This is a genomic window from Glutamicibacter sp. NPDC090743 (assembly GCF_044769125.1).
Taxonomy (GTDB): Bacteria; Actinomycetota; Actinomycetes; order Actinomycetales; family Micrococcaceae; genus Glutamicibacter.
On the sequence record NZ_JBIVXE010000004.1, the window covers coordinates 90,966 to 117,151 of the forward strand.

At 65.6% G+C, this 26,186-nt stretch carries 24 protein-coding genes and 1 pseudogene; 11 read left to right on the forward strand and 14 right to left on the reverse strand.

Translation table 11 applies throughout. The features are described 5' to 3' along the window. Window positions 1-31: 31 nt before the first annotated feature. Together ACIQTS_RS09130 and ACIQTS_RS09135 are read left to right on the forward strand one after the other, a co-directional pair. A complete protein-coding gene (locus ACIQTS_RS09130; protein ID WP_332728536.1) occupies window positions 32-1,162 on the forward strand; it encodes a YihY/virulence factor BrkB family protein in 1,131 nt (376 codons plus the stop codon). A 102-nt stretch (window positions 1,163-1,264) separates the two neighbouring features. Continuing rightward, window positions 1,265-1,741, forward strand: coding sequence for a pyridoxamine 5'-phosphate oxidase family protein (locus ACIQTS_RS09135; RefSeq protein ID WP_332727417.1), 477 nt, complete (start codon window positions 1,265-1,267; stop codon window positions 1,739-1,741). A gap of 128 nt (window positions 1,742-1,869) precedes the next feature. Here ACIQTS_RS09135 and ACIQTS_RS09140 read toward each other — a convergent pair whose 3' ends face one another. Then, entirely contained in the window at window positions 1,870-2,061 is a 192-nt protein-coding gene (locus tag ACIQTS_RS09140) for a CsbD family protein (protein ID WP_105657701.1), read from the reverse strand. Window positions 2,062-2,321: 260 nt separating this feature from the next. Between ACIQTS_RS09140 and ACIQTS_RS09145 the strand changes: the two genes are divergently transcribed. The 3 genes from ACIQTS_RS09145 to ACIQTS_RS09155 are packed head-to-tail and all read left to right on the forward strand — an operon-like array spanning window position 2,322 to window position 5,474. Then, complete coding sequence (locus tag ACIQTS_RS09145) at window positions 2,322-3,383, forward strand: acyl-CoA dehydrogenase family protein (protein ID WP_402472887.1); 1,062 nt, start codon at window positions 2,322-2,324, stop codon at window positions 3,381-3,383. Beyond that, complete coding sequence (locus ACIQTS_RS09150; RefSeq protein ID WP_402472889.1) at window positions 3,377-4,747, forward strand: PIG-L family deacetylase; 1,371 nt, start codon at window positions 3,377-3,379, stop codon at window positions 4,745-4,747. Before ACIQTS_RS09145 ends, ACIQTS_RS09150 begins: the two co-directional genes overlap by 7 nt. After that, entirely contained in the window at window positions 4,740-5,474 is a 735-nt protein-coding gene (locus ACIQTS_RS09155; RefSeq protein ID WP_402472892.1) for a glycosyltransferase, read from the forward strand. Before ACIQTS_RS09150 ends, ACIQTS_RS09155 begins: the two co-directional genes overlap by 8 nt. A 106-nt stretch (window positions 5,475-5,580) precedes the next feature. Here the strand turns inward: ACIQTS_RS09155 and ACIQTS_RS09160 are convergent, their stop codons facing one another. From ACIQTS_RS09160 to ACIQTS_RS09190, 7 genes are all read right to left on the reverse strand, one after another. Beyond that, the gene (locus ACIQTS_RS09160) at window positions 5,581-5,907 is read right to left on the reverse strand and encodes a hypothetical protein (protein WP_286134535.1); all 327 of its coding nucleotides are present in this window, start codon (window positions 5,905-5,907) and stop codon (window positions 5,581-5,583) included. A gap of 358 nt (window positions 5,908-6,265) precedes the next feature. Beyond that, on the reverse strand, window positions 6,266-7,693 hold the full coding sequence (locus ACIQTS_RS09165; RefSeq protein ID WP_402472894.1) for a phytoene desaturase family protein: 1,428 nt from the start codon (window positions 7,691-7,693) through the stop codon (window positions 6,266-6,268). Continuing rightward, window positions 7,690-8,220 (reverse strand): hypothetical protein, encoded by a 531-nt coding sequence (locus ACIQTS_RS09170; RefSeq protein WP_402472896.1) that lies wholly within the window; start codon window positions 8,218-8,220, stop codon window positions 7,690-7,692. The genes ACIQTS_RS09165 and ACIQTS_RS09170 overlap by 4 nt, the downstream gene beginning before the upstream one ends. Window positions 8,221-8,340: 120 nt before the next feature. Continuing rightward, window positions 8,341-8,955, reverse strand: a complete 615-nt coding sequence (locus ACIQTS_RS09175) for a flavodoxin family protein (RefSeq protein WP_400288876.1) — start codon at window positions 8,953-8,955, stop codon at window positions 8,341-8,343. A 43-nt stretch (window positions 8,956-8,998) separates the two neighbouring features. Beyond that, window positions 8,999-9,634 (reverse strand): cyclodeaminase/cyclohydrolase family protein, encoded by a 636-nt coding sequence (locus ACIQTS_RS09180; RefSeq protein ID WP_400288878.1) that lies wholly within the window; start codon window positions 9,632-9,634, stop codon window positions 8,999-9,001. Further along, window positions 9,624-9,827, reverse strand: a complete 204-nt coding sequence (locus ACIQTS_RS09185) for a DUF6480 family protein (protein WP_105657709.1) — start codon at window positions 9,825-9,827, stop codon at window positions 9,624-9,626. Before ACIQTS_RS09185 ends, ACIQTS_RS09180 begins: the two co-directional genes overlap by 11 nt. 141 nt (window positions 9,828-9,968) lie before the next feature. After that, the gene (locus ACIQTS_RS09190) at window positions 9,969-10,694 is read right to left on the reverse strand and encodes an esterase/lipase family protein (RefSeq protein ID WP_402472899.1); all 726 of its coding nucleotides are present in this window, start codon (window positions 10,692-10,694) and stop codon (window positions 9,969-9,971) included. Between the two features lie 918 nt (window positions 10,695-11,612). Here ACIQTS_RS09190 and ACIQTS_RS09195 point away from each other — a divergent pair. After that, window positions 11,613-11,936, forward strand: a pseudogene (locus ACIQTS_RS09195) (M23 family metallopeptidase); the annotation flags it as partial. A 197-nt stretch (window positions 11,937-12,133) separates the two neighbouring features. Here ACIQTS_RS09195 and ACIQTS_RS09200 read toward each other — a convergent pair. After that, window positions 12,134-12,580 (reverse strand): hypothetical protein, encoded by a 447-nt coding sequence (locus ACIQTS_RS09200; RefSeq protein ID WP_402473364.1) that lies wholly within the window; start codon window positions 12,578-12,580, stop codon window positions 12,134-12,136. A 170-nt stretch (window positions 12,581-12,750) separates the two neighbouring features. On the opposite strand from ACIQTS_RS09200, the gene ACIQTS_RS09205 reads away from it, so the two are divergent. The 4 genes from ACIQTS_RS09205 (at window position 12,751) to ACIQTS_RS09220 (ending at window position 17,433) form a co-directional block, all read left to right on the forward strand. After that, window positions 12,751-13,170, forward strand: a complete 420-nt coding sequence (locus ACIQTS_RS09205) for a hypothetical protein (RefSeq protein ID WP_402472901.1) — start codon at window positions 12,751-12,753, stop codon at window positions 13,168-13,170. A gap of 194 nt (window positions 13,171-13,364) precedes the next feature. After that, entirely contained in the window at window positions 13,365-14,930 is a 1,566-nt protein-coding gene (gene ffh / locus ACIQTS_RS09210; protein WP_105661194.1) for a signal recognition particle protein, read from the forward strand. Further along, window positions 14,917-16,140 carry a hypothetical protein gene (locus tag ACIQTS_RS09215; RefSeq protein ID WP_402472903.1) on the forward strand — a complete coding sequence of 408 codons (1,224 nt, stop codon included), beginning with the start codon at window positions 14,917-14,919 and terminating at the stop codon, window positions 16,138-16,140. Before ffh ends, ACIQTS_RS09215 begins: the two co-directional genes overlap by 14 nt. Before the next feature lie 99 nt (window positions 16,141-16,239). After that, window positions 16,240-17,433 (forward strand): hypothetical protein, encoded by a 1,194-nt coding sequence (locus tag ACIQTS_RS09220; RefSeq protein ID WP_402472906.1) that lies wholly within the window; start codon window positions 16,240-16,242, stop codon window positions 17,431-17,433. Window positions 17,434-17,511: 78 nt separating this feature from the next. Here the strand turns inward: ACIQTS_RS09220 and ACIQTS_RS09225 are convergent, their stop codons facing one another. Further along, entirely contained in the window at window positions 17,512-19,224 is a 1,713-nt protein-coding gene (locus tag ACIQTS_RS09225; RefSeq protein WP_402472909.1) for an AMP-binding protein, read from the reverse strand. A 295-nt stretch (window positions 19,225-19,519) separates the two neighbouring features. On the opposite strand from ACIQTS_RS09225, the gene ACIQTS_RS09230 reads away from it, so the two are divergent. Beyond that, entirely contained in the window at window positions 19,520-20,323 is an 804-nt protein-coding gene (locus ACIQTS_RS09230) for an IclR family transcriptional regulator (protein ID WP_332595301.1), read from the forward strand. Between the two features lie 49 nt (window positions 20,324-20,372). Here ACIQTS_RS09230 and ACIQTS_RS09235 read toward each other — a convergent pair whose 3' ends face one another. The 4 genes from ACIQTS_RS09235 to ACIQTS_RS09250 all read right to left on the reverse strand — a co-directional run bounded on the left by ACIQTS_RS09235 (window position 20,373) and on the right by ACIQTS_RS09250 (window position 25,986). Further along, window positions 20,373-21,335 carry a hydroxymethylglutaryl-CoA lyase gene (locus ACIQTS_RS09235; RefSeq protein WP_332504654.1) on the reverse strand — a complete coding sequence of 321 codons (963 nt, stop codon included), beginning with the start codon at window positions 21,333-21,335 and terminating at the stop codon, window positions 20,373-20,375. Further along, window positions 21,332-22,573 carry a CaiB/BaiF CoA transferase family protein gene (locus ACIQTS_RS09240; RefSeq protein WP_402472912.1) on the reverse strand — a complete coding sequence of 414 codons (1,242 nt, stop codon included), beginning with the start codon at window positions 22,571-22,573 and terminating at the stop codon, window positions 21,332-21,334. The genes ACIQTS_RS09235 and ACIQTS_RS09240 overlap by 4 nt, the downstream gene beginning before the upstream one ends. A gap of 25 nt (window positions 22,574-22,598) precedes the next feature. Next, entirely contained in the window at window positions 22,599-24,020 is a 1,422-nt protein-coding gene (locus ACIQTS_RS09245) for a GntP family permease (RefSeq protein ID WP_402472915.1), read from the reverse strand. 259 nt (window positions 24,021-24,279) lie between these two features. Next, on the reverse strand, window positions 24,280-25,986 hold the full coding sequence (locus ACIQTS_RS09250) for an AMP-binding protein (protein WP_402472918.1): 1,707 nt from the start codon (window positions 25,984-25,986) through the stop codon (window positions 24,280-24,282). Window positions 25,987-26,186: the final 200 nt, after the last annotated feature.

Consider the following 26,186-nt stretch of genomic DNA (forward strand, 5'->3'; position numbering starts at 1 on the left):
GGCACAAATAGCTGATGAAGAGAGGTGCAAGATGCCTTCAGGAACCGATAGCCATGCCGGGAACGGGAACGCGGCCGAAACCGCTGCCAAAGCCCGGCACGCTCCTGGACCCGATGCCGAATCCAAACCCGATTCCCCGCCGGATATGCACTCCAGGTCATGGAAATACGCGGCCAAGCGCTCCATCAGGGAATTCTCCCGGAAGAAATGCACGGACATGGCGGCCTCGCTGACCTATTTCGCGATGCTCTCCATTTTCCCGGCCCTGCTGGCGGTAGTCTCCCTGCTCGGAGTTGCCGGCCAGGCGGAGAACATGACCCGCAACATCCTCTCGCTGATCCAGGAACTGGCCAGCAAGGAAGTGGTCGAAACCCTGCGCCAGCCCATCGAGCAGCTGGCCTCGGCCCCGTCGGCAGGCCTGGCGCTGATTGCCGGTCTGCTCGGTGCGCTATGGAGCGCCTCGGGGTATGTCGGGGCGTTTGGACGGGCCATGAACCAGATCTACGAGGTGGCCGAAGGCCGGCCGTTCTACAAGCTGCGCCCGCTGATGCTGCTGCTGACACTGGTGCTTCTTGTGGCAGTGTCCGTGCTGGGGATGCTGCTGATCGTCTCCGGTCCGCTGGCCCAGGCGCTGGGCAACGCCATGGGGCTGGGCGAGGGCGCGGTGGCGATATGGAATATCGCCAAATGGCCGGTGATCGTGCTGTGCGCGATTGTGCTGGTGGCCGTGCTCTACTACGGGGCTCCCAATGTGAAGCAACCGAAGTTCCGCTGGATCAGCCTCGGTTCGGCCATCGCGCTGCTCGTGCTGGCGCTGGCGACCGTGGGCTTCTTCTTCTACGTTTCGAACTTCGGCAACTACAACAAGACCTACGGCGCCATCGGCGGGGTCATCGTGCTGTTGCTGTGGCTGTGGATCGCCAACCTGTCGCTGCTGTTCGGCGCGGTCTTCGACGCGGAAGCCGAGCGCGGGCGCCAGCTGCAGGCGGGGATTGCCGCCGAGCGCTCGGTCCAGCTTCCGCCGCGGGATACCAAGGCCAGCATGAAGCAGGAGGAAAAAGAAGAGCAGGACATCAGCGACGGGCGGCAGCTGCGCTTTGCCAGCGAGCTGGACGCCGAAGAGCAAGCGGATCCGGATTCCAGGCGGAACCCGGAAAGCTGAGCAGGAGCCGAAGCTGGCAATCGCCTGGGCGCCCCTTGGCGCGGGCCGGCACCTCGGTAGCGTGTGAAACGACCAGATCATTCCAAGACAAAGGAGCTCATCATGGCCAACGACGAAGCAAGCAAAGTCATCAGCATCATCCAGGACCTGCGGATCGCCATGGTCACAACCCACAGCGCTGGACGGCTGGCCAGCCGCCCCCTGACGCTGATTGAAGCCACCGACGAAGGAGAGCTCTGGTTCTTCTCTGCCGCCGACGCCGGGATTGTCCAGGAAATCCGGGCCCAGGGGCTGGTCAATGCCGCGTTCAGCGGATCCAAGGCGTGGGTGTCGGTCAGCGGCCACGCCGAGGTGGTGCTCGATGTCGCCAAGAAGAAGGAACTGTGGAACGCCGCAGTGGAAACCTTCGCCAGCGAAGGCCCGGAATCTGCGCAGACTGTGCTGCTGCGCGTCGATGCCGACTCCGCTGAATACTGGGAGAACCCCGGCGGGGCGGCGAGCCTGGTGGCCGGCTGGGTGAAGCAGAAGCTCACCGGAAAACCTGCCGAGCCCGGGGACTCGAATAGCGTCGAACTCTAGGACGCCGAAAACCGCCAACGGCCGCTGCTCCGAATTCCCGGAGCAGCGGCCGTATTGCTGTGCACATTACCTAGCGCAGAGCTATGCCCCATGGATACGCATCCATGGGGCATAGCTGGTAGTGCGGTTTAGGATAGGTCGTCCTTGACATCCTTCGCGGCGTCCTTGACGTGTTCTCCTGCTTGCTTTGCCTTGGCAGCGGCCTGGTCCTTCACGCCTTCAGCTTGCAGGCGCTCATTATCAGTGGCATCGCCGTAGGCCTCCTTGGCCTTGCCAGATGCTTCCTGGGCCTTGTTCTGGATCTTGTCTCCAATTCCCATGATTCTTACCTCCTGTGTGGATCTGGTTACTTACAATTTGAACTATAGGGCAGATTGCAAATCGGGGTCCCGAAGCTGAAAGTTTGCTTGCGGCCAACTTTGCAGATCATCACAGTGCCGCCGTCGCGGCGGCCAACCACATAAGCTGCCACGCTGCGTTGCGCTGTCCTTTGCGGTTATCAGGAGTCATTCAGCTGGGCCGGGCACGAATGGGCCGTGACCTAGACTGGCCAAAAGTTCCGAACAGAGAAGGAGAGCCGATGGACCAGCGGCCGGTGTCGTTTAGTGCAGCCGAACCAGGATCCCGCCCCCGCAACAGCGAGTCATGGTGGGGTGCCGAAGAAGCGGTGCGTGCGGCCGCCGTGCACTGCGAGGGCAACCCGCAAGCGATGCTGCGTACGTTGGAAAGTTCGGGGGAGGAACCTCCGGTGCCAGCGGCCGGACAGACCCAGCGCCTGTGGGAGCTGCTGGCCTCCGTGGCCGCCACCGACCTGGTCGCGGCCAGGACGCTGGAACCGCATTTGGATGCCGGGGGAATCCTGAGCCAGGCGGGCATGTCGTGGCCGGCCGGCACCGCATGGGGCGTTTTCGCCGCGCAGCCGCCCAACGCCACCCTGGAAGCGGTTCGCCAGTCCGGCGGGGGATGGGAGCTGAACGGCACCAAGCCCTGGTGCTCGTTGGCCGCGCAGCTGACGCATGCCCTGGTCACCGCCCCCACGCCCGATGGTGGCCGGCTGTTCATGGTTTCCTTGCGGCATCCGGGCGTTGAACCGGCATCGGATGCCTGGGTCAGCCGCGGCATGGCGCAGCTGCCCAGCGGCAGCGTGAACTTCACCGGCGTGCCGGCACAACCGGTGCAGGACGCCGGCTGGTACCTGTCCCGTCCCGGGTTCGCTGTCGGGGGCGTTGGCGTGGCCGCCTGCTGGTTCGGGGCAGCGGTGGGAATCTACCGCCATCTGCTGCGCAGCGCCCAAGCGCGCACCCCGGATCAGCTGGCCCTTGCTTGGCTCGGCGAAGCAGACCGCTTGCTGGCCGGCTGCGCGGCGCTGCTGGAACAGGCCGCCGGGCTGGCCGATGCCGGAGCGCTGGATGCCATTTCGGCCCATCGGGTCCGCGGCCAGGTGGCCGGGGCCTGCGAGCGGGTGTTGCAGCTCAGCGGCCAGTCCACCGGTCCGGGCCCGCTGACCGCCGATGAGGAGCATGCGCGGCGTGCAGCTGACCTGGGCATATATCTGCGCCAGCACCACGCGGCCCGCGATGACGCGGCGCTGGGCCAGCTGATGGTGGACCGCGCCGGCGCGGAAGGCGGCAGCGCATGGTGAACTTCACGCATGAGGACCAGGGAACATCTGCAAGCTGCTGGCAGCAGGCTGGGCTAGAGCGGATCGCCGTACTGGATCCGGAGAAGCTCTTCCACGCAATCGCATCGGTGATTGTTCTGGCCGCCCACCCGGATGACGAGACGCTGGGAGCTGGAGGGCTGATCCGCATGGCGCTTGGCCGGGGGATCGATGTCCACGTGATCGTCTGCAGCTTCGGGGAAGCCTCGCATCCGGACTCCACAACACACTCCGCGGCCCGGTTGGCCGCGCTGCGCCAGGCCGAGCTGGCCGAGGCCATGGACACGCTGCGCGCACAAGGACCGCGCAGCGGAACGTTGCATCTGCACTGCTTGGGCCTGGGCGATGGGAAACTCGAAGCGCAGCAGGAGCCGATCCGCGCAGCCCTTGAGCAGCACGCCGGCGAGCGCTGCCTGATCGCCAGCACCTACCGCGGCGACGGGCACCCGGACCACGAAATCCTGGGCCTGCTCGCCGCGGACTGCGCCCTGGCGCACAATGCCTGCCATCTGGAATTCCCCATCTGGTTCTGGCATTGGGCGCAACCGGGCCGGCAGCCCAGCTTCAGGCATTGGCGCCGGCTGGCCCTGGATGCTTCCAGCGCCCAGGCCAAGGCCCGCGCCCTGGAGGCCCACCGTTCCCAAACGAGGCCGCTGTCCGCCCTGCCAGGAGACGAGGTCCTCCTTAGCGAAGGCTTCCTGCAGCATTTTTCCCGCGGCGCCGAGATCTTCCGCGCCACCTGGCCTGGCCACAAGGACGCCGCGTCGGCTCCGGCGGTCTTCGACGAGCTCTACGGAAAGCGCGAAGATCCGTGGGAATACCGCAGCAGCCGCTACGAGCAGCGCAAGCAGCAGATCCTGCTCGCCTCCCTGCCCCGGGAACAGTATGCGGCGGTTCTGGAGCTGGGATGCTCCATCGGGGTGCAGAGCGCCGAACTGGGCCGCCGCAGCACCAGCCTGCTGGCGGTGGATGCCAGCGCTACCGCGCTAGCCCAGGCCCGGCGTGCCGTGGCCGGAATGGAGCATGTCAGCTTGCTGCAGGCCACGGTGCCCCAACAATTTCCGCAGCTGGAGCCGGGGAGCGTGCAGCTGGTAGTGCTCAGCGAGATCGGCTATTTCCTGGCCGCCGACGAATTGGAGCAGGTGCTCGCCGCCAGTGCTGCAGCACTGGAAGCCGGCGGAGAGCTGGTGCTCTGCCATTGGCTGCATCCCATTGAAGGCTGGCCGCTGGACGGGGAGGACGTGCACCGGATGGCGGGAGACCTGGGGTGGGAGCGCATCGTGGAGCATCGCGAGGCCGATTTCCTGCTTGAAATACTGCGCAAGCCCGCTGGTGCCCATGGGTAGGCAGCTGGCGGCCATGGCGGTCATCATCCCGGCCCATGACGAGGAAGAACGCCTGGGCCGTTGCCTGGATTCGGTGCGCGCGGCCATGGACCGGTTGGCGCGTGCCCGCCCGCAGCTGCAGGTCCGGGCCATCGTGGTTGCCGATAGCTGCACCGACGGCACGGTACAGGTTGCCCAGCGGCAGATCAGCGCAGATCAGCGGATCAGCTTGCTGCAGGCCAGCTTCGGCAATGTCGGAGCCAGCCGGGATGCCGGCGCACGCCACGCCCTGGCCTGCCTCGGCGCGGACGCGGACCCGAGCGCCATCTGGCTGGCCAGCACCGACGCGGATACCTGCGTCGCCGAGCATTGGCTGGAGGGCTTTGCCTGCCTGCACGCCGGCGGGGCCGATGCGGTGGCCGGAACCGTGGAACCGGACCGCGGCGAACTCGATGAGCATATCTTCGCCTTATGGGAGCAGGCCTACCAGCCGATCGAGGGGCATGGCCATATCCACGGCGCGAACTTCGGGGTGTGCGCTGCTGCCTACCTGGATGTTGGAGGCTTCGAGCCCTTGGCGGCCCGGGAGGATGTGGCCTTGGTCGAGGCGCTGCGCCGCGCCGGCTACCGGGTCCAGGCCACGGCCCGGCTGCAGGCGATCACCTCGGGGCGCTTGCGCGGGCGGTTGCGCGAGGGCTTCGCGGACTATCTTGCCGCGCTGGATCACCAGATGCTCCACGCCCGGTAGCGCCCAAGTAAGCGGTCCCGGTCCCTGGCATAGGAACAGCCCCCGGCGAATCAGCGCGGATGCGCGATTTCCCGAGGGGCTGTGCCCGTTGCGGCGGTGCTTGCGGTTACACGCTGCTGCCGGACTCCTGTGTGGCGTACCTGTGTCCCAGCTTGCTGGCGTCGAAAGCCGGAACCGCGTGGGCGAGCGCAGTGTATTGCCAGTACTTCACACGGAATGCAGCCATTCCGCTGTGCTCGGCCTGGCCGAACAGATCCTTGATCTTGCTGCGCGGCGCGCTGGCCTGAACCACTTCCAAGACTGGAGAAGGCTCGGAAATGTGCAAGAACTTCAGTTCCTCGGTCTGCGGTTCAACCATCGCGACCAGCACCGGCCGCTTGTGCACCGAGACCAGGCCCATCACATCATCGAGCGCTTCCAAAGGCTGTGTCATGACCACTGGCATTCCTTGGGTCCAGCCATAGCTGCTCAGATGCCTTCTTCCCTCGCGTGATCCCAGCAACTCTGCTACGCGCAACGCGGTCTGGGACCTGACTAGCCTTCCTGGCATGTGAACTACCCTCCACTTCTAGACGATACTTCTCACTTCAACAATGCAGTTATCTGTCCCTCCGGACTGGGCAGCGTGGCCCTTGAAATGCGCTGTGGACCCTGCGGCCAGCGGTGGGGACTTGATAAAAAATTATCATTGGCCCACCAAGTTGTTGCGAACAGGCCGCGATTCTGAGGAAATTCCCAGACTTTATTCTCTACTAGTCAGTATCCCTATTCAGCTACCATGGTTGCGAGGCTCAGTACCGCCCAAGATCACGCAGCGCCCGGTGCGCCGCATGCCAGCCGGCCATGCCATGCACCCCGCCGCCCGGAGGGGTGGAGGAGGAGCACAGGTACAGTCCCGGCACGCCCAGCGAATAGGGATTCAGCGAGGGCGAGGGGCGGAAGAACTGCTGGGTGCCGGCCAGTGATCCGCCGCCGATATCCCCGCCGACCAGATTCGGATTCCAGGCCTGCAGCTGCGCCGGGCCGGTGACTACCCGCTGCACGATCCGGTCCTTGAAGTCCGGCGCGAACCGCTGGATCTGCGCATCGATGAGCGCCCCTGCATCCCCGTCATAGCCTTGGGGCACGTGGGCGTAGGACCAGATGACCTGGCGGCCGGCCGGGGCGCGCGAGGCATCGGCGCTCGAAGGCTGGACCACCATCACGAATGGGCGTTCGGGCATTGCCCCGGCGGCGACCTGGCGCTCGGCCAAGGCCAGCTCGGCGGCATCGCCGATCACATGCACGGTGCCGGCCTGCGCGGTGCGCGCATCCTTCCAGGGAATCGGCCCATCGAGCAGGTAGTCCACCTTGTAGGCCGCGGTGCCATAGCGCCAGCGCTCGAACCGCCGGCGCAGTCGTGCCGGGAGCTGGTCTCCGGCGAGCTGCACTACCTGGCGGGGCGTGGCATCCAGGAAGGTGAGGTCCGCATCGGGAAGCTGCGCGAGGTGACTGATCTGGTGCCCGGTATGGATCTGCACCCCCAGCGGGTCGAGCACCCGCAGCAGCGCGTCGATGATGCTGCCGGTGCCGCCGTGCGCCACCGGCCAGCCCCAGGATTGGCCCAAGGCCCCGAAGAGCGCGCCGAATCCCGAGGTGAACGGGTGGGAGAGCGGCAGCATGGAATGCGCGCTGGATCCGGCGAAGAGCGCCGCGGCCTGCCGGGTCCGGAACGCGGCGGAAGCCAGCAGCTTCGCCGGCGGCAGCGCGCGCAGCCCGAAGCGTGCCATGAGCACCGGATGCGGCGGGATGCCCAGCAGCGGGCTGGTGGCGTTGTCCAGGATCTCCTGCGGATGGCGCACCAGCGGGCCATGCAGCAGCTGCCAGATCTTCCGGTCTGCGGGGAACTGCGCCATGGTGGCTTTCAGGTCCTGGTGCAGGAAGACCGACTCGGCGTCGTCCAGCGGGTGGGCCAGCGGATAGCCGTGGAAATCCCACTGCAAACCATGTCCGGCCAGATCGAAATGCGCGAAGGCGCGGCTGCCATAGGCGAAGGGGTGGGCGGCAGCTCCCAGGTCCACGATGGTGCCTTCGCCCAGCGTGCTGCCGGAGGCCGCGGCACCGCCGGGATGGGCATTGCGCTCGAAGACCTGGACATTGAATCCCTGCTCGGCCAAAACCGCCGCGGCGACCAGCCCATTGGGGCCGGCGCCAACAATGTTCGCTTTCCTGCCGGTCATGGGCGGTGTTCCCCCTGCTCATCGTTCACTGGCGGGGCGAAGCGCTCGGGCCAGGTTTCGTCGCTGAGCGCCTTGAGCTGGCTGATCTGCGACTCGGCCCGGTGCGACAGGTCCTGCAGCAGCGCCTGGTCCAGGCGCGGATCATGGGGCAGCATCAGCAGCAGCGTCTGCCACATGCGCAGCTTGGCATTGAGCAGCCCGGTGAGCACATCGAGCTGCACCTGCGCGGCGGCCAGCTTGCGCATGCGCAGCGGATTGAACGGGTTGACGTGCCCGGCGAGCTTGGCCGCCGGAGCCAGCAGGCGGGCCAGCGGACGCTGCCGGCATCCCAGCCGGTCCATGATCCGTTTCAGGTCATCCTGATCTGCTTGGACCTGCTGGTGCAGCGATTCGAAGCGCTGGGCATAGGCGGTGTCCGCCCAGGTGCCGTGGGCGGCCTTGAAGTGGTTCAGCCCCGATTCGGAACCCAGCAGGTGTTCGCTCAGGTACCGGTGCAAGGTCGTCTGGTCGATGGTGTTGTGCGGCATGTGCCCGTCCTTAGTTCTCGCCTGGGGTTGCAGTCTTCTGCTGGCTGAAACGCTAGGGCACCGGCCGCCGCTGGCCAATGGCCGGGCGCTGATCCGCAGGCTGCACCCAGCATCCGGCGGCTAGGGGGCCGGGAAAGGCCGGGCCTTGAGCAGCCGCGCCAGATGCGCCGCGTTGCGTGCGGCGATCTGCGTGGCGTTGGCCGTGGCCTGCGGGGTCTGGTCCAGATCCTGGTAGTCGGTGGTGTGCATGGCCTGCCCCACCCAATAGGTCGAGCCCTGGGCCGGCAGGGTGAACCCGACATCGGCCAGGCCCTGGCCCAGCTCCGCAATCACGTGGTGCGCGCCGTCCTCATTGCCCACCACTGCCACCACTCCCACCTTGCCGAAGAGGATCGGGCGGCCCTGCTCGTCGGTCTGGGACAACTCGGCATCCAGCCGTTCCAGCACCCGCTGGGCCAGGCTCGAGGGGTGGCCTACCCAAATCGGGGTGGCCAGCACCAGGATGTCCGCGGCCAGCAGCTTCTGCCGGATCCCCGGCCACTGGTCGCCGTCTCCCATGTCCTTGAGCACTCCGGGCTTCACGTCGAAATCGGCAATGCGCAGGATCTCGGAGTGGACCTGGTGCTCCGTGAATTCCGCCGCCACCTGCCGGGCCAGCAGATCGCTGCTGGAGGCTTTGGGCGAAGGGGAAAGGGTGCAGACCAGGATCAGTGCATTAATCGGTGTCTGGGCCATGGCTATCATTCCTTGTCATCGAGGGTGCTCCCGGGCAGCCGGATCAGCGCTTGATGCGTGCATCAACGCGTGCGGCCAGCTGCGCGGCGGTCTGCATCGCCCGCTCCAGCGATGCTGCGGTATCCCATAATCCGGAGTGCTGCGCGTGCGCCGGGCCGGAGGGCAGCTGGGACAGGTCGTAGCGCAGGTTGCTGCTGGCGGCCTGCAGCACTGCGCGGACCATGCCCAGCGCGGCGGCGACATCGGCCACCAATTGCGGTTTCGCGTGCTGGTCGAGCCAGCGCAGGTCATTCACGGCGGTCATGGCCAGCGCACCGAGTGCCGCCGAGGATTTCGCGGCCTGCAAGCAGGCCGCGGCGAGCTGGCGGTCGCGCTGCTCCGAGGGCGGTTGCGCGGACGCTTCCCCGAAATCCGCGGAGGCCTTGGCATCCCGGTCGGCCATGCCCAGCGCGTCGATCCGCAGCTGCTTGGCCCGGGCCTGCAGGCCGGCGAGCTCTGCCTGTGCGGGTCCGGAGGCCGAGACGTAGCCGGCTGACATGGACATCAGCGCGGCGGCAACACCGAGCATTAGTGCCGCCGCCGCTCCGCCGCCCGGATTCCCGTCCGACTCGGCCAGCTCTTCAAGCCAGGGTCCTATGCGCGCCTCGCTGATCGGACGCTGCGGGCCGCTATTCGCCATGCCCCTGGTCTTGGCTCATCGAGCCTTCACCGGGCGGGGTTTCGCCCGGCGGCACCGAACCGCCCGGCTCCAGTCCGGTAATCAGTTGCTGCTCCGGGTCGGGGTTGGATGTGGCTGCGGCTTCGCGATTGGCCTCTTGGGCTTCATCCAACTGTGCGTCGGGCTGCGACGCGGAGGATTCCTGCGGGTCCATCGGCTGCTCCTATCTGCATCTGGGCTGCGGGCTGGGGATCCAGCCCTTGTCCGCTCACGCTAGGCCAGGGCCCCGGCGGGCTCAACAGCACCGGGCGATTCACACGGAACGCACGGATTGCGGTGCGCTGCCTGCCGGAATTCAGCTGGCCGGCGGCAATCCAGGTACCAAGTGCTTGAGCACTGCGGCGTGCAGGCGCTCATCGGCCAGCAATCGGAAATGCCCCAGCGTGGGCAGCTTGATGTTGGTGGCGCCGGCAAGGTCGCAGCCACCGGGGATGTGCGGGTCGAAGCTGCTGTAGATGGAGATGATCCGGGAATTCACGCTCAGGTTGGCCGAGAGCTTGAGCAGCCCCTGGTCGTTGGGGGACAGCGAACGCAGGGAGCGGACCGGCGCATAGCGCGCATAGCGCGAACCGGAGAAGGGGGTGCCAATGGCGATCATCCGACTGATCCGGTAGCCCTGCGGCGAGGCGGACATCAGGTACTTGCCGATCAGCCCGCCCTTGCTGTGCGCCACCAGCACCGCATCGTCGAGCTGCGCCCGGTCCAGATAGCGGGAGGCCACCTGGGACATCTCCGGCACCGTGCCGCGGTTGAAGCCGAGCTGCGGGATCACGTGCACCGGGTGGCCGGCCTGGTGCAGGGCGTTGGCCAGCGGGAGCAGGAATTTCCAGGATTCCCAGATTCCCGGGATCAGCACCACCGGTTCGGCTGCCGGATGGCAGCCGGAGCGCAGCCGGCCGGCCTCCGCACTTGGCAGCAGCGAACGCAGCTGCCAGGCACCGGCATAGAGATAATCCTGCAGCCAGGCGCGGGACAGGACCGCCCACCGCGATAGCCTGCTGGACAGGGTGCTGGTCTCCACCGGTGCTCCTTTGCTGCGTGTTGCGCTGTGGGACCGGTTGCGCCGCGGCGCGGTCCCAAGAGCATTATCACCACATGAGTAGGGCTGAGTCCGGCAGCGACATCGCCCGGCCTGGGAAATTCCGGGACTCGGGCCGCCCGCCAGACCGCTGCCGCGGCGAGCTGAAGCCCTCTTCACAGCCCATGCCAGCCCACATGCCATGTGGGGGCTTGAAATGCTTCAGCCCGAATCCGGTCCCTAACAGGTGCTGGCTGGGATGGCGAGGCATGGTGCTTTGGCGGATTCCAGGGTGCGTTGGGCCTCGCCCAGGTCCCGAAACCGCATCGAACCGGTGCTGGATTTCCACGCGCGTGGCGTGGCCGCGATGGCGCAGGGGGGAAAGCAGTGGTGCATGGAATCCTCACGCTGCTGAAGATGGCTTCAACTAGCCATGGATTAATCATCGTGCCGGGGCTATTCTGAGGTTCTGTTGAGTAGTTGCAGTTTTTGGGGGACTGGCAAGTTATGAAACGACAACATCATGGTTTAAGCAGCTCTGTGCCGCGCGGCGTTTTGGGGAATGGCCGGCGGCTTCCGTATGGGGCGCTGGCCATTGCAGCGGCCTTCGCTTTAAGCAGTGCATTGGCTTGGCCCGGGGCGGCCGGTGCAGTGCCAGCCAGAGCCCAATCGAGCACACTGGCCTTTCCCGCCGCGCCAGCGCCGGCGCTCGGGAGCGAGCCTGTCACCGCACCGGATCTGGGCGGAACATCCGCTATCCAAGTCCTCGGACTGAGTTCACTTGGCGGAAGGACCGGAGGGTCCGCGCCCGACCCGCTGGCCCACGTGGCCGCCAATCGGGCGGCGATGACAGCAAAGACAAGTCCTGGAGCGCTGGCACAGCCCGCGCCGCTAGCTGCCGACCAGGGCATCCGTCCGGCAATGCTGAGCCCTGGTCTGCTATTGGAGCATCCAGTGGCCACCCGCCGGATTTCCAGCCCGTACGGTTGGAGGTTCAACCCGACCGGGTTCGGCCGCCAAATCCATATCGGCCAGGATTATCCAATTTCCTGCGGTTCGCCCGTGCGCGCTAGCGAGTCGGGCCGGGTGGTCGTCGCGGGCTGGGCCGGGCATTCGGGCCAGCGCGTCGCCATTGACCACGGGCATGAGGTGCAGACCGGATACAGCCACAACTCGCTCTTGCTCGTCAGAGTGGGCGAGCTTGTTGTCCAAGGCCAGATCATCGCCCTGGCCGGGACCACCGGCAACTCCACGGGGTGCCATGTGCACTTCGAGGTCATCGTCAATGGCCAATGGCATAATCCACGCAACTACCTTCCTTCAGGCGGCGGGCAACGCCAGGCATTGTTCGCTTCGACGCAATTTGCAGTCGATGCCGGCAGTGCGATGCGCCATCAACCGGCAACAGGAAGAAGCGGGCAGTACGCCGGGGCGGCCAGGCATCACGGATCGGCCCGAACGGAACATCCAGCGCCGCCGAAGACCACGAGGCACTCCCAGGCGGATCCGCTCCAGTCGCCAGCGGCGAGCAAGAAGAAACAAGCCGCGCCAGCCAAGCCGAAGGCCCAGCCGAAAAAGGAATCCGGCAAACTCCGCCCGACCCCGCGTCCCGCGCACCCGGCCCCAGAGCCGAGCAAAAAACCCGAGCCGCCACAAAAGTTGAATACCGAAATCCCGAAGGCCACGCCATCTGCATCAGCGTCACCGGCACCCGTTTCGGCCAAGCCGAGCGCGCCGAGCGCAGCGCCGACGCCCAGCACTGCACCAGTTGCTGAGCCGAGCCCGTCGAGGGCGCCGACCGCGTCGCCAAGTCCTTCGGCACCACCTTCCAGCGTGGCGCCATCAGCTCCGGATAGCGTCCCGGAAGCATCGGAATCGACCAACTCCACGCCAACCTCTGAACCAACCCAAGTGCCTGGACCCAGCGAGGAAACAGGCGTTGAACCCCCGGGAGGACCAGGACCCAGGCGGTAAGGATGCTCCAGCCAGTGACGATCCGACGGACCCTGCGGTCCGCGTCGAGCGCCAAATAAGTGCAGCCCAACCCAAGAACGTGGACTTGCAAGCACAAGAGCCGGAGAAGAAACCGCCAGTGGCCAAGGCCCTGCCACCGGCCAAGTCCACAACTGCGAAAAAGCCGGCCGCGAAGGAAGTACCGGCTGAGAAGCCCAAGCCCAAGCCTGCTGTCGCCGCACCGGCTGCGAAAAAGCAGGCCAAGCCGCCAGCGAAGCCCAAGGCCGCGGCCCCGGCCAAGCCTAAAGTTGCAGCACCCGTGAAGCAGATCGCCAAGGCGCCGGTCGCAACCCTGCCCAAGCCGAAGCCCACGCCTGCCATTGCAGCGCCGGCAGTGCAGAAAGCTGCTCCGGCACCGGCCAAGCCGAAGGCAACGGCGGCGGTGAAGCCCGAAGCAGCTGCCCCGGCCAAGCTCCCGCAGGCGCCGGCAGCGGCCGCACCACCTGCCAGCGAGGCCAAGCCGTAGTCCTTGGCTGCCCGGTTCCTTGATGCTGCTCCCGTCCCTTTGGGCGGGAGCAGCGTGGCGCCGGGGAAGAGACAACTGGTGAAACGCTGCACAGCTGGTTAGTCCAGCGCCCGATTATTGATATTCTTGGGAGTTGAGTCCTGTGCGATTTTCCAATGCGCACCACAAGACCTATCGAAAGAAGTGCCCGGCACGTGTTTAATTCACTTTCCGATCGCCTGACAGCAACCTTCAAGAACCTGCGCGGCAAGGGCCGCCTGACTGAAGCGGATATCGACGGTACCGCACGCGAGATCCGCCGCGCCCTGCTTGACGCCGACGTTGCCGTACCGGTGGTCCGCGGCTTCGTGGCCCAGGTGAAGGAACGCGCTCTGGGTGCCGAGGTCTCCGAGTCGCTGAACCCGGGCCAGCAGGTCGTCAAGATCGTCAACGAGGAACTCGTTGGCATCCTGGGCGGGGAGACCCGCCGCCTGAACCTGGCCAAGAACCCGCCGACGGTGATCATGCTCGCCGGCCTGCAGGGTGCCGGCAAGACCACCCTGGCCGGCAAGCTGGCCAAGCACCTGAAGTCCGAGGGCCACACCCCGTTGCTGGTGGCCTGCGACCTCCAGCGCCCCAACGCCGTCAAGCAGCTGCAGATCAACGGCGAGCGTGCCGGGGTGCCGGTCTACGCACCGCACCCGGGCGTCTCCTCGGAATTCGACACCGCCACCGGCGACCCGGTAGCGGTAGCCCGCGACGGCGTCGCCGAGGCCAAGGCCAAGCTGCACGACATCGTGATTGTCGATACCGCCGGCCGTCTGGGCGTGGACACCGAGATGATGGCCCAGGCCGCGAACATCCGCGCCGCCATCAACCCGGATGAAGTCCTCTTCGTCATCGACGCGATGATCGGCCAGGACGCGGTCAACACCGCCCAGGCCTTCCACGAGGGCGTCGACTTCACCGGTGTCGTGCTCTCCAAGCTCGATGGCGATGCCCGCGGCGGTGCCGCGCTGTCGGTCGCCTCGGTCACCGGCAAGCCGGTCATGTTCGCCTCCACCGGCGAGAACCTGGACGACTTCGAGATCTTCCACCCGGACCGCATGGCTTCGCGCATCCTGGACATGGGCGACGTGATGACGCTCATCGAGCAGGCCGAGAAGAACTGGGACAAGACCGAAGCCGAGCGCATGGCGAAGAAATTCGCCGACCAGGAAGACTTCACCCTGGACGACTTCCTGGCCCAGATGGCCCAGATCAAGAAGATGGGCTCGATGAAGAAGCTGCTGGGCATGATGCCCGGCGCGCAGATCTCCCGCCAGCAGCTCGAGCAGTTCGACGAACGCCAGATCGACCGCGTTGAGGCCATCGTCCGTTCGATGACCCAGCACGAGCGCGTGGCTCCGAAGATCATCAACGGCTCGCGCCGCGCGCGTATCGCCAAGGGTTCGGGCGTTTCGGTCTCCGAGGTGAACCAGATGCTGGAGCGTTTCGCCGAAGCGCAGAAGATGATGAAGAAGATGGCTGCCGGCGGCGGCATCCCGGGCATGCCGGGGGCCGGCAAGGGCGCTGCCCGCAAGGCGAAGGCCAAGGGCAAGGGCAAGAAGCAGCAGAAGTTCGGCAACCCGGCCAAGGCCGCGCAGGCCGAGCTGGAGGCCAAGAACAAGAAGGCCGCCGCCCCGAGCGGTGCCGCCTTCGGGCAGGGCGCCAACCAGGACTTCGATCCTTCGAGCCTGAACCTGCCGGCGGGCTTCGAAAAGTACCTTGGCAACAAGTAGCAACCAGTCCTTGCAGGGCGGCGACCAGGAGCACACGCTGGTCGCCGCCCTGACTCTTTTCTTCGAAGAACCCCAGGCGCAGCAGGCCGAAGCCACGGTCCGCGCACTGCTGGCCGCACGCGAAGTGATCTCGCTGGTCTCCGTGCCGGTGCCCTGGAACGGGCTGGCGATGATCGAAGCCAGCCTTGCGGTGAACCACGAGGGGCTCTTGCTGCTCGCTGGCGCCGCGGGCGCCATCAGGCTGGGCCAGCAGGTCGAGGACTTCGCGCTGGCGCTGAAGCTGGGCACCGGTGCGCTGTACATCGACCAGGACGACGCCGAGGTGCAAACCGGGGAGCCCATCGAGGATCCGCGGCTCGACGCCATGCCGCCGGGGCGGACCGTGGCCATCGGCGCGCTGAACGAGCCGGACATGGGGGTGTGGGCCGCCGCGAGCAAAACCAGCTGGCAGCTCTTGGCGCCGGAATCCGCCGGCGCCGCGGTGGCCGTGCACGAAGGCTTCCTGGTGGGCGGCGTGCTGGCTGCCAGCCAGCATCCGGCGATCATGCTCAGCCGCACCGGCGCGCGCTTCACCGCCAGCTTCTGGTTCGACAAGCAGCCGGCCAAGCTCGGCGGGCACCCGGCCTGGGTGCACATCTGGCCGGTCGCGGCCAGCCCCGCCTTCTGGCCGCAGGCCTCAACACCCGCCCGGCGCGAACTGGACTGGCTGATCGCCAACCAGGACAGCGTCGATGGCCAGGAACTCGACGAGCTGGCCGGGCTTCTGGTCGGCGCCGAGCACATCGAGCGGCTCAAGCAGGCGCTGGTGGGCACCGGCAGCCTGCAGTCGGCCCAGCTGGTGCTGGAGACCTTCGGGCATCCACCGGTCCTGGCCCGCTATCTGGACGACGCCGATCTTCCCGAGGACGCGCGATGGATCGAACCGGTGTCAATGGCCAGGGCAGTGGGCCGTGCACTGGTCGCCGAATCCCGCACCTCCGGTGCCCGGCGGCGATGGTACAACACGTTGTCGTGGAAACCCGCCGCGCAGCTGGCGCTGGGGCTCATCGAGGCCCTGGTATTCTCGCTGGTGCTTGCGGCCACCCATTGGCAGCAGCCCTGGGCGCCGCCCTGGGTAATCGTGCTGCTGCTGGTGCTCGGCTATGTTGATGCCACCGGGAATACCGTCCTCGGCGCGGTCCGCTGGTTCCGCGCCCGGCGCCGGCGCTAGCGCCAGGCCACCGCCCGGGCGCTGCCTGCCAGGACAGCACGGGTTACCGCCTATGATTGACTTATCGCCATATCCAATTAACCAAAGGGGTTACTTTTCGTGGATTCAACCGGGTTCAACTACCTCAACCTAGAGTTCATTTTCATGGGCGACAAGCCTGAATCTGCACAACTGGTACGCACCGCGCTGGCCGATCGCCGCCTGCTGGGTTTCATCGGCGGAGCTGTTGAGCGCGAGAACTCCACTGAAGTAGCCGCCGAGGTGGCCACGGTGAGCGAAGCCCGCGATGCGGTGCTCTACCGCATCGATGCCAAGGGCAAGCTGCGCGAAGGCTCGCGCGTGACCAAACTGGTCCACGAACTGAAGAACTCCACCGGCGCCGACTACGTGCTGGTGGACGGGGACGAGATTGACGGCCCCAACCCGGATGACGAGCAGCTCGGCGAGTACGGCGGCACCAACGAGCTGCTGCACGGGCCAAAGCTCAAGGGTTCCGAGCTGGTGCTGGCAGCCGGCTTTGCCGAGAACGAGATCACCGTTTGGGAAAATGCATCCGGCCTGATGGCCATGCCCAAGGAACCGGTCTATGCCCCGAGCATCTCGCGCTCGAACCGCCCGTACCTGTGCTTGGACCGTACCGGCAATGCCATTACCGCAACCATCGAGGCCAAGGGCCCACGCCGGACCATGTTCGGTTCCTCGGTGTCCATGGTGGTGGACCTGGAACGCACGGCAATCCTGGAACCGGAAGCCGGTTCGCCGGCAGCGGTGCGCCTGGAGGAACTCAACAGCTTGCTCTTTGGCTGGGACGAAGAAGAAATGCAGATCATCGAACAGCTGATTTCGGATCCGGCCGACCGCGCCGAGGCCCAGCAGCTGCTGTGCAGCAGCGGGGACCTGAAGGACATGAAGCGCCTGGTCGCGCTCTTCGGCTTCGACCCGCGCAGCATCGATTACCTCACCGGCCGTCCGCTGCCCGAAGACCGCAGGGTCATTGCCACCGGCGGCCCGTTCAAGACCTTGAAGTCCGCACTGGCTGAGCAGGAGCGCGAGGCCAAGGGACTGGAACGGCTGCTGTACCGCCACAACTGGAATCCGAAAGCGCTGATGGGTTCGAGTGCCGCCGTACTGGCCTCCGGCGCGGCAGCGCACCTGGTCCTGGCCAAGAGCGGCAAGTTCGCCTGGCTGCCCAAGCCGGCGCGCCAGCTGCTGATGCTGGCCTGGTACGCCGATGGCGCCTTCTATCTGGGCAAGGGCATCGTCGATGTGCTGAAGGCCAGGAACAAGCGCTAGGCGCTCGCCGCAGTCAAAAGGACAGCCCGGCGGGAAGCTAAATCCGCTTCCCGCCGGGCGGTCTTCTGCTTTTCGTTCCTAGCCGCGTTCCTTCAGCTCAGGGAAGTCGGTATCCCGGTACTCGCCGCTCGGGCTGGTGCCGGCCGCATGCTGCTCTTCCTCGGCAAGGCGCAGCTCCACGCGGCGGATCTTGCCTGAAATGGTTTTGGGCAGCGCGGTGAATTCGAGCCGCCGGATCCGCTTGTACGGAGCCAGGTGCTCGCGGCAGAAGCCGAGGATGTCCTTGGCGACCTCCGCGCCGGGCTCGACGTGCGATGCCAGCACCACAAAGGCCTTGGGCACCGAGAGCTTCAGCGGATCCGGCGAAGGCACCACCGCCACCTCGGCCACCGCGGGATGCTCCAGGACCACTGACTCCAGCTCGAAGGGGCTGAGCTTGTAGTCGCTGGATTTGAAGATGTCATCGGCACGCCCCACGTAGGTCAAGACGCCTTCATCATCGCGTTCGGCGATATCTCCCGTGTGGTACACGCCGCCACGCAGCGCCTCGGCAGTTTTCTCCGGATCGGCGAAATAGCCCTTCATCAACCCGGCAGGCCGGGGATCCAGTCGCAGGCAGATTTCCCCGATTTCGGCCAGCTGCCCGGTGGTCGGATTACGCAGCTCCACCGCATAGCCCGGCATCGGGCGGCCCATCGCGCCGACCTTCACCTCGGTACCCGGCGAATTGGCAATCTGCACCGTGGTTTCGGTCTGCCCGTAGCCATCACGGATCACCTGCCCCCATGCGGTGCGCACCTGGTCGATGACCTCGGCGTTCAACGGCTCGCCGGCAGAGACCAGCTTGCGCGGGGGAGTCTGCAAGGTGCCCAAGTCCGCCTGGATCAGGTAGCGCCAAACGGTGGGCGGCGCGCAGAAGCTGGTGACCTTCTCCGTATCCATCTGGTTCATCAGCGCCAGCGGATCAAAGCGCTCGTAGTTGTAGACGAAGACCGTCGCTTCGGCGATCCACGGGCCGAAGAAATTCGACCAGGCGTGCTTGCCCCACCCGGGGGACGCCACATTCAGATGGACATCGCCTGGTTCCAGGCCGATCCAGAACATCGTTGCCAGGTGGCCGATGGTGTACGAGGTATGGGTGTGCTGGACCAGCTTGGCCAACGAGGTGGTGCCCGAGGTGAAGTAGAGCAGCATGTTCTCATCGGCCAGGGTCGGGGAATCCAGGCGGAATTCGGCCGGCGCGTCGTGGGACTTGGCATAGTGCAAGGTCCCTTCAGCGGCCTGCCCGCGGACCTGCACGATCCGGTAGTCCCCGGGGACTGCTTCGAATTTGGCGACCTGGTCATGGCTGGTGATCACCCAGTTCGCGTTGCCGCGCTCGATGCGGTCGGCGAGGTCCGCGCTGACCAGCTGCGTGGTGGTCGGGATGATGACTGCGCCGAGCTTCATGCCGGCGAGCATCACTTCCCAGAGGGCCACCTCGTTGCCCAGCATGACGATGATGGTATCGCCGCGCTGCAGGCCTTCGTCGGAAAGCCAGCGGGCCACCTGGGTGGAGCGGCGTGAAAGTTCGGCCCAGCTGTAGCGTGCCGAGCTGCCATCGGGTTCGGTGAGGATCAGTGCCGGCTCATTGGCCCGCGCCGGGTCCTTGGCTACCTCGTCGAACCAGTCGTAGGCGAAGTTGAAATCGGTGAATTCCGGCCACGTGAACTCTGCCCGAGCCCGGTCGTAGTCATCGCGTGCTGCCAGCAGCAGATCGCGTGCTGCGCGGAACTTCTCGGTATTGCCCATGGGGGTCCTTTGCGTGATGGGCGCCTGCGCCCGACAGAATTCTTCGGTCTTCAGGATTCAATATACTTCAGTGCACAGTTCTGGCGAATTGTTGCGTCATCATGCGTGGTGCAGGTGCTGAACTTCACGAATTTTGTCCAGTAGCTTCCTGTGCGGGCATGCATAGTGACCGAATGCCCGATCCGGCTGAACCTGCTGGCGGGGACGCTGCCGGTGGCGGGCTGGCAGTGTCGCCGGAGAGCAGTGCCGGGCAGGCAACTGGACTCGCAGATGCCGATGGTCTAGCGTCTGGAATATGCCAAAGGAAGAGACCCCCGCCAAGAAGCACAACCCCCTGTTGGTCTTGGGAAAAATCAGTTCCATCCTCGATTCCTTTTCACTGCGCCAGCCGGTGATGAACTTGGCCGATATCCGTGAAGCAACGGATTTGCCTGCCTCCACGGTGCAGCGTCTTGTCGCGAATTTGGTGGGGCAGGGTTTCTTGGACCGCGAGGATGACGGCTTCCGCATCGGGATGAAAATGGCCTACTGGGCCGCGCCGGCGACCCGGGGGCGGGAAGTGCTGGACGTCATCAGCCCGTCGTTGCGCGAACTGCGCGACTTCACCGGGGAAACAGCCTGCCTCTTCCGTGCCGAGCAGCAATTCCGCGTGTGCGTGGGCATTGCCGAAACGCGCCACGCGCTGCGCAGGGAAATGCACCTGGGTGAGCTCGCCCCATTGCATGCCGGATCTGCCGGCCGCGTGCTGCTGGCCTGGAAGCCCGAGCTCATGCAGCGGTTGCAGGAATCACAGCTGCAGCCGTTGACCGATGCCACGATTACCGGCATGGCCAGCCTGGAGAAAGCGGTTCAGCAGACCCGCGCCGATGGCTTCGCGATCACCACGGGGGAGCGTGAAAGCGGGGCCTCGGGACTGTCCGCACCGGTGTTCGATTCCGCGGCGGGCCTGGTGGCGGCGGTGACCATCAGCGGACCCACCCTGCGCATGCCGCGGGAGACCTGCCAGAGCTGGATCGAGCCGTTGCTGGACACTGCTGAACGGATGACCCGGCTGATCGGCGGACGCTTCCCGGGCGAAACCCACCGGCCTTCCGCCTAGCGCCGCCCGCCCGGTCCGAGGGCTGCGGCGGCACCAGGCAGCAGCGGCACTAGAGGCTGGTGCCGCAATCCGGGGTGGCATCAGAGGGGATCACCCAGGCAAAGGCTTCTGCCTTGGAACGCGCCCCCTGGGCCGACTTGGAACGGTTCGGCTCGCCCAGCTCCTGCAGCAAGGATTCGGAGAGCCCGACGAGCCCGGCAAAGCGCTGCGGCGTGAGCCATGGCGGCTGGGTGGCGAACAGGATGTCCTCGCTGGACGTGTTCCCGCTGGCCCCGGGGGCGAAGGGACAGCCTCCCAAGCCGCCGAGCGCTCCATCAACCAGGGTGGCTCCTGCCGAAATGGCTGCCAGCGTATTGGCAACACCCAGCCCCCAGGTATCGTGGCCGTGGAACACGATGCGCCGTTGCGGGGTTTCGCCGCGCACCCTGGAAATGAGCGAGGCGACCTGTGCCGGAACTGCTTGGCCCAGGGTGTCGCAGATGACGATGTCGCAGGTGCCCTCTGCCCGTGGATCATTGGCGATCTCCAGCACGCGCTCGGCGGGGACCTGCCCCTCGAAAGGGCAGGTGAACGAGGTGGCCAGGCACAGCTGGATGCGCCCGCCGGCTTCCTGGGCATAGCGCACGGCTTCTGGCAGGGCGGCGAGGCTCGCCTCCGTGCTGCGCCCGATATTCGCCTGGTTGTGCGCATCGGAAACTGAGAGGCAATACTGGAAGTTCCGGAGGCCCGCCTTGGCCGCCTTGGCCACATGCCCCGGGGTCGCCACCCAGATCCAGCAGCGTTCCAGCTCGTCGGGGCGCAGCCCCCGGGCAACATCGAGGGTATCGGCCATTGGCGGCACCAGGTCGGCACGCGCCATGGAGCCGAGCTCGATTTCCTGGACTCCGAGCCGGATCAACTCGCGCACGGTCCTGATTTTCTCCGGGGTGCTCAAAAGCTTCCCGGTCAGCTGCAGCCCGTCACGCAGCGTGACGTCGCGCAACGCGGCTGCGGGGGTGAATGAGTAGCTCACGCGATATTCCTTTCGCCAGCCGAGGCTTGCGCGATTTGCGCATCGGTCATTCCCAGCAATCCGCCCAATACCTGTTCTGTATGCTCCCCGAGGTCGGGGCCGAGGTTCCGAATGGGCAGCGAGGTCCCTCCCATGACCGGCACGATGCCGGGGAAGCCGACACCTTGCAAGGTTTCCTCGCCGGTGGAGACATCCAGATGCTGGATCATGTTCCGGGAGATGTATTGCGGCTCGTTGGCAATGTCCTTTGCGGTGTAGATCGGACCGGCAGGAACTCCTGCCGCATCGAGGATGGCCAGTGCCGTGCTCGAATCCACGCTTGCGGCCCACTGGCCAATGGCGGCATCCAGCATTTCCCTGGCCTCCCAACGCTGGGCATTGCCCTGCAGCCGCGGATCGGCCCCGAGCTCCGGCCTGCCGATGGCTTCCATGTAGCGGCGGTAGATCCCGTCACCGTTTCCGGCGACCACAATGCTGGCCCCATCGGCGCAGGCATACGCATTGGATGGCGCAATGCCTTCCATGCGTCCACCGGTGCGGGTCCGGGTTTCGCCGTAGGCGCCGTGGTCCGGGAGCAAAGATTCCATCATGGAGAACATCGCCTCGTGCAGCGCCACATCGATCACGCGATGGTCCAACCCGAGGGAGGCCTTTTCCCCGCGCGCCATCTCCCGCTGGTAGAGCGCCATCACCGCGCCGAACGCGGCATACAGTCCGGCAATGGAATCGCCAATCGATACGCCGACACGAACCGGCGCGCGATCCGGATCGCCCACCAGATTGCGGAAGCCGCTGAAGGCCTCGGCCACGGCGGCAAAGCCCGGACGCTCGGAGAGCGGCCCGGTCTGGCCGAAGGCCGAGATGCGGGTGATCACCAGGTCCCGATTCACGGCGCTAAGTTCTTCTGGACCCAGGCCCCACTTCTCCAAGGTGCCCGGACGGAAGTTTTCCAGCAGCACATCGCAGTGCTTGGCCAGTTCCAGCACGGCCTCCCGGCCGGCATCGCTGCGCAGGTCCAAGACGATGGACTTCTTGTTGCGGTTGATCGTCCGGTACAGCATCGAGACGCTGCCCTTCTTGAGCCGCCAATTTCGCAGCTCGTCCCCGGTTCCCGGGCGTTCCACCTTGATGACCTCGGCGCCGAAGTCCGCCAGGAGCCGGCCTGCAGTGGGGGCGGCAATGTAATTGCCCAATTCGAGAACGCGGACACCCGTCAATGGGGCGATGTGCTCTGACATGTTCTGCCGTTCCTTTGCTGTCGCGCTAAATGAAGATGTTGAGGATCATGGCCATTCCAAGGGCCACGATGGATGCGACCGAGACGCCTACGCTGACGGTCTTCAGGGCACCGCGCACGGTCTGCCCGAACAACGACTGCAGGAGCCAGAAGGTGTTCGAGGTGACATGGACCATGAACAGCGCTCCGGAACCTGCCGCCAACGCGATGAGCACCGGGTCGATGCCCAGGCTCGGGGCGATCGGTGCCAAGAGGCTTGCCGCAGTAATCCCGGAAAGGGTCACCGAGCCTACGGCAATGTGAAGCAGGGCCGCGATGCCCCAGACCACTACCAGTGGTGCAACGGTGCTGGCCGAGAAGAACTGGCCCATGATGTCGCCCAATCCAGCCGTGGAAACCGTGGCTGCCAAGGAGCCGCCGACACCGGTCAGCAACAGGATCTGCCCGCTTTCCCTGAACCCGCTGGCCACGCCGCGGTCAATCGCCTTCTGGCCGATGGTGTAGCGTGCCACGGCGATCGTTCCGACCAGGCCGATGAGCAGGGCAACTACCGGATTGCCGACCAGCTGGATCCAGCTGGCCTCATAGCCCAGGATCTCGGCCAGCGCGCCGCTGGCGATGAGCAGCAAGGATGCGAGCAGCGGCAGGAAGAGCAGGAACAGGGGCGCCTCGCGGCGCTGCCCGGTCTGCACCGCGGTGGCCGCGGCGGCCGTTCCGGCGTTACCGGTGCGTGCCGCATCCTGGCCGGTTCCTTCGCCGCGCTCCAGCTTGCGAGTTCCCGGTGTCGGCTCGTCTTGCGCCAGCAGCTGCTCATCGCTCTCGGCTTTCCAGAAGCCCCGGTCGAAGAAGAAGGACATGATGGCGACGGAAATCAAGACCGTGGGCACGACGACCAGCAGGCCGAAGATCAGCATCTTGCCCAGGGGAACTTCAAGCATGCCGGCCAAGGCGACGGCGCCGACGCCAGGGACCATGAGGACGATGCCGACCTCGCCGGCGATGGCCATGGCCGTGGCAATGCGCGCGGTTCCGTTCTTGCCGATTTTCGGCGCCATGCGCCGGGCCAAGGGGGCCGCGATGACCAGTAGCACATCGAGGAAAATGGTCTGCAGCGCGGTGCTGACAGCCAACGCCATGGTGTAGGGCAGCCGTTTGGGGCCGAAAGTGTTCAGCAGGTGCTCGACCAGGCGGCGGATGGCGCCGGTCTCATTGAGGATGGAACCCATCAGCACGCCGAAAGCCACCAGCAGTCCGACTTCCACCATGATGTCGCCGAAACCCTGGGTGATGGTCTCGATGGTCTTGGAGACTCCCAAGCCGGTGGATAGGCCCAGGTAGAGCGAGCCAATGACCAAGGCGATGACTGGGTTGACCTTGAATCTCACGATAAGCACCACGGCGGCAAGCACGGCCACCGCGGTATTTATCAGAATCGCGATATCGGACATGTTGGATCCGTTCTAGAGGAATCGGGGAGCAGTGTGACATAAGCCACGGCATGAGAACTCATAGTATGAGTGTCAGCTCACGATGTAAACTATTGGCTTCTTAAGCGGGAAACCTCTGGAAATAAACCCGAAGCGAGCCCTGGCGGCTTGACGCGAGGAAGGGGAGTAGCGATGGGCTGGCGGACGTTTCGAGGGAAGAGGAAAATCCAGGGCGCCTGCCGAAGCCATGTCCGGAATGCGCCCTGGATGCTCGAGGTCTCTACCCCTTGAGATTCGGGAAGTCGGTGTCCCTGTATTCGGTGCCCGCCGGGGCGCCAGCGCGGTGCCGGTCCTCTTCAGCCTGGCGCAGCTCCACCCGGCGGATCTTGCCCGAGATCGTCTTGGGCAGGTCCGCGAATTCCAGCCGGCGGATGCGCTTGAAAGCCGAAAGGTGCTCGCGGCAGTAGGCCAGGATCGATTCGGCCAATTCCGGTCCGGGCTCATGCCCGCCGGAAGCGACGATGTAGGCCTTGGGCACCGTCAGCCGCAGCTCATCCGGTGCTGGAACGACGGCCGCTTCGGCCACGCCCGGATGCTCAATCAGAACCGATTCGAGCTCGAAAGGGCTGATCTTGTAGTCGCTGGATTTGAAGACGTCATCGGCGCGCCCCACATAGGTCAGGACGCCGCGTTCGTCCCGCTCGGCGATATCCCCGGTGTGGTAGACCCCGTCCCGGAAGACCTCATTGGTCTTTTCCTCGTTCTCGAAGTAGCCCTTCATCAGCCCCAGCGGGCGCTGGGCGGTGACCAGGCAGATCTCGCCCACATCGCCTTCTTCCCCGGTGGCCGGATCGCGCAGCACGATCTCGTAGCCGGGCATCGGGCGTCCCATGGCGCCGATGGTGATGGGCTCCGCCGGGGGATTGGCGATCTGCACCGTGGTTTCGGTCTGCCCGAACCCGTCGCGGATCACATGCCCCCAGGCCTTGTGGACCTGGTCGATGACCTCTGCATTCAGCGGCTCGCCGGCCGAGACCAGTTTCTGCGGCGGATGCTCCAGTGCGCCGAGGTCGGCCTGGATGAGCAGGCGCCAGACGGTCGGCGGCGCGCAGAAGCTGGTGACCTGCTGGGCGTCCATCTGGGTCATCAGGGTCACTGGGTCGAAGCGGTCGTAGTTGTAGATGAAGACCGTCGCTTCGGCGATCCACGGGGTGAAGAAGTTGGACCACGCGTGCTTTGCCCAGCCCGGCGAGGCGACGTTCAGGTGGACATCGCCTGGTTCGAGGCCGATCCAGAACATCGTGCTCAAGTGCCCGACCGGATACGAGGTATGCGTATGCTCGACCAGCTTGGCCTTCGAGGTGGTGCCGGAGGTGAAATAGCGCAGCAGCGTTTCATCGGCGCGGGTCGGGTGCTCCAGGGCGAAGGCCGCTTCTGCCGAGGATGACTGGGAGTAGTCGAGGATGCCAGCCGGTGGCTGCCCGCCGATCTGGATCAGCGTGTAATCGCCCGGCACCGATTCGAACTTGGGGATTTCGCCCTCGTTGGTGACGACCCATTGGATATGGCCGCGGGCAATGCGGTCGGCCAGATCGGTGGGCGTCAGCTGCGTGGTGCAGGGGACCATGACCGCACCCAGCTTGATGCCTGCCAGCATCGATTCCCAAAGCTCGGCCTGGTTGCCCAGCATGATGGCGATTGAATCCCCGCGCTTGATGCCCTGGTCGCTGAGCCAGCGCGCAAGTTGGGTGGACCGGGTTGATAGTTCTGCCCAGGTCCGCTGGGTGCAGCTGCCGTCGGATTCGGCGATGACCAGTGCTGGGCGCTCGGAGCGCTGCGGATCCCGGGCAACGTGGTCGAACCAGTCGAAGCCGAAATTGAAATGGGTGAATTCCGGCCATGCGAACTCGGCGCGAGCCTGGTGGTAATCCTCCCTTAGCTCCAGGAGACGGTCACGGGCTGCTCTGAATTCTTCGGTAACGCTCACAACTAACCTTCCGTAGCTCTGGGTAAACCACCAAAACCCAAGGTGAGGTGGATCACCAGTCAATATACTTGGAAGTCCTAGCGAGTGGAAGAGGAAGCGTGCTGGTACTTGACCTGAATAAATGGACGAGCCCCGCGCAATACTGGAATGCGCGAGGCTCGGCCGGCTTTGAATTACTAGCTGTCGCTTAGCAGTCCTGA

Bases quoted from the DNA above. Each gene is read 5' to 3' on its own strand.
- ACIQTS_RS09170 (WP_402472896.1), bottom strand. From the start codon at position 8,220: ATGCCGCACAACACCATCGACCAGACGACCTTGCACCGGTACCTGAGC.
- ACIQTS_RS09150 (WP_402472889.1), top strand. From the start codon at position 3,377: ATGGTGAACTTCACGCATGAGGACCAGGGAACATCTGCAAGCTGCTGG.
- ACIQTS_RS09225 (WP_402472909.1), bottom strand. From the start codon at position 19,224: ATGGGCAATACCGAGAAGTTCCGCGCAGCACGCGATCTGCTGCTGGCA.
- ACIQTS_RS09245 (WP_402472915.1), bottom strand. From the start codon at position 24,020: ATGTCCGATATCGCGATTCTGATAAATACCGCGGTGGCCGTGCTTGCC.
- ACIQTS_RS09155 (WP_402472892.1), top strand. From the start codon at position 4,740: ATGGGTAGGCAGCTGGCGGCCATGGCGGTCATCATCCCGGCCCATGAC.
- ACIQTS_RS09230 (WP_332595301.1), top strand. From the start codon at position 19,520: ATGCCAAAGGAAGAGACCCCCGCCAAGAAGCACAACCCCCTGTTGGTC.
- ACIQTS_RS09240 (WP_402472912.1), bottom strand. From the start codon at position 22,573: ATGTCAGAGCACATCGCCCCATTGACGGGTGTCCGCGTTCTCGAATTG.
- ACIQTS_RS09145 (WP_402472887.1), top strand. From the start codon at position 2,322: ATGGACCAGCGGCCGGTGTCGTTTAGTGCAGCCGAACCAGGATCCCGC.
- ACIQTS_RS09135 (WP_332727417.1), top strand. From the start codon at position 1,265: ATGGCCAACGACGAAGCAAGCAAAGTCATCAGCATCATCCAGGACCTG.
- ACIQTS_RS09140 (WP_105657701.1), bottom strand. From the start codon at position 2,061: ATGGGAATTGGAGACAAGATCCAGAACAAGGCCCAGGAAGCATCTGGC.
- ACIQTS_RS09130 (WP_332728536.1), top strand. From the start codon at position 32: ATGCCTTCAGGAACCGATAGCCATGCCGGGAACGGGAACGCGGCCGAA.
- ACIQTS_RS09160 (WP_286134535.1), bottom strand. From the start codon at position 5,907: ATGACACAGCCTTTGGAAGCGCTCGATGATGTGATGGGCCTGGTCTCG.
- ACIQTS_RS09175 (WP_400288876.1), bottom strand. From the start codon at position 8,955: ATGGCCCAGACACCGATTAATGCACTGATCCTGGTCTGCACCCTTTCC.
- ACIQTS_RS09185 (WP_105657709.1), bottom strand. From the start codon at position 9,827: ATGGACCCGCAGGAATCCTCCGCGTCGCAGCCCGACGCACAGTTGGAT.
- ACIQTS_RS09165 (WP_402472894.1), bottom strand. From the start codon at position 7,693: ATGACCGGCAGGAAAGCGAACATTGTTGGCGCCGGCCCCAATGGGCTG.
- ACIQTS_RS09180 (WP_400288878.1), bottom strand. From the start codon at position 9,634: ATGGCGAATAGCGGCCCGCAGCGTCCGATCAGCGAGGCGCGCATAGGA.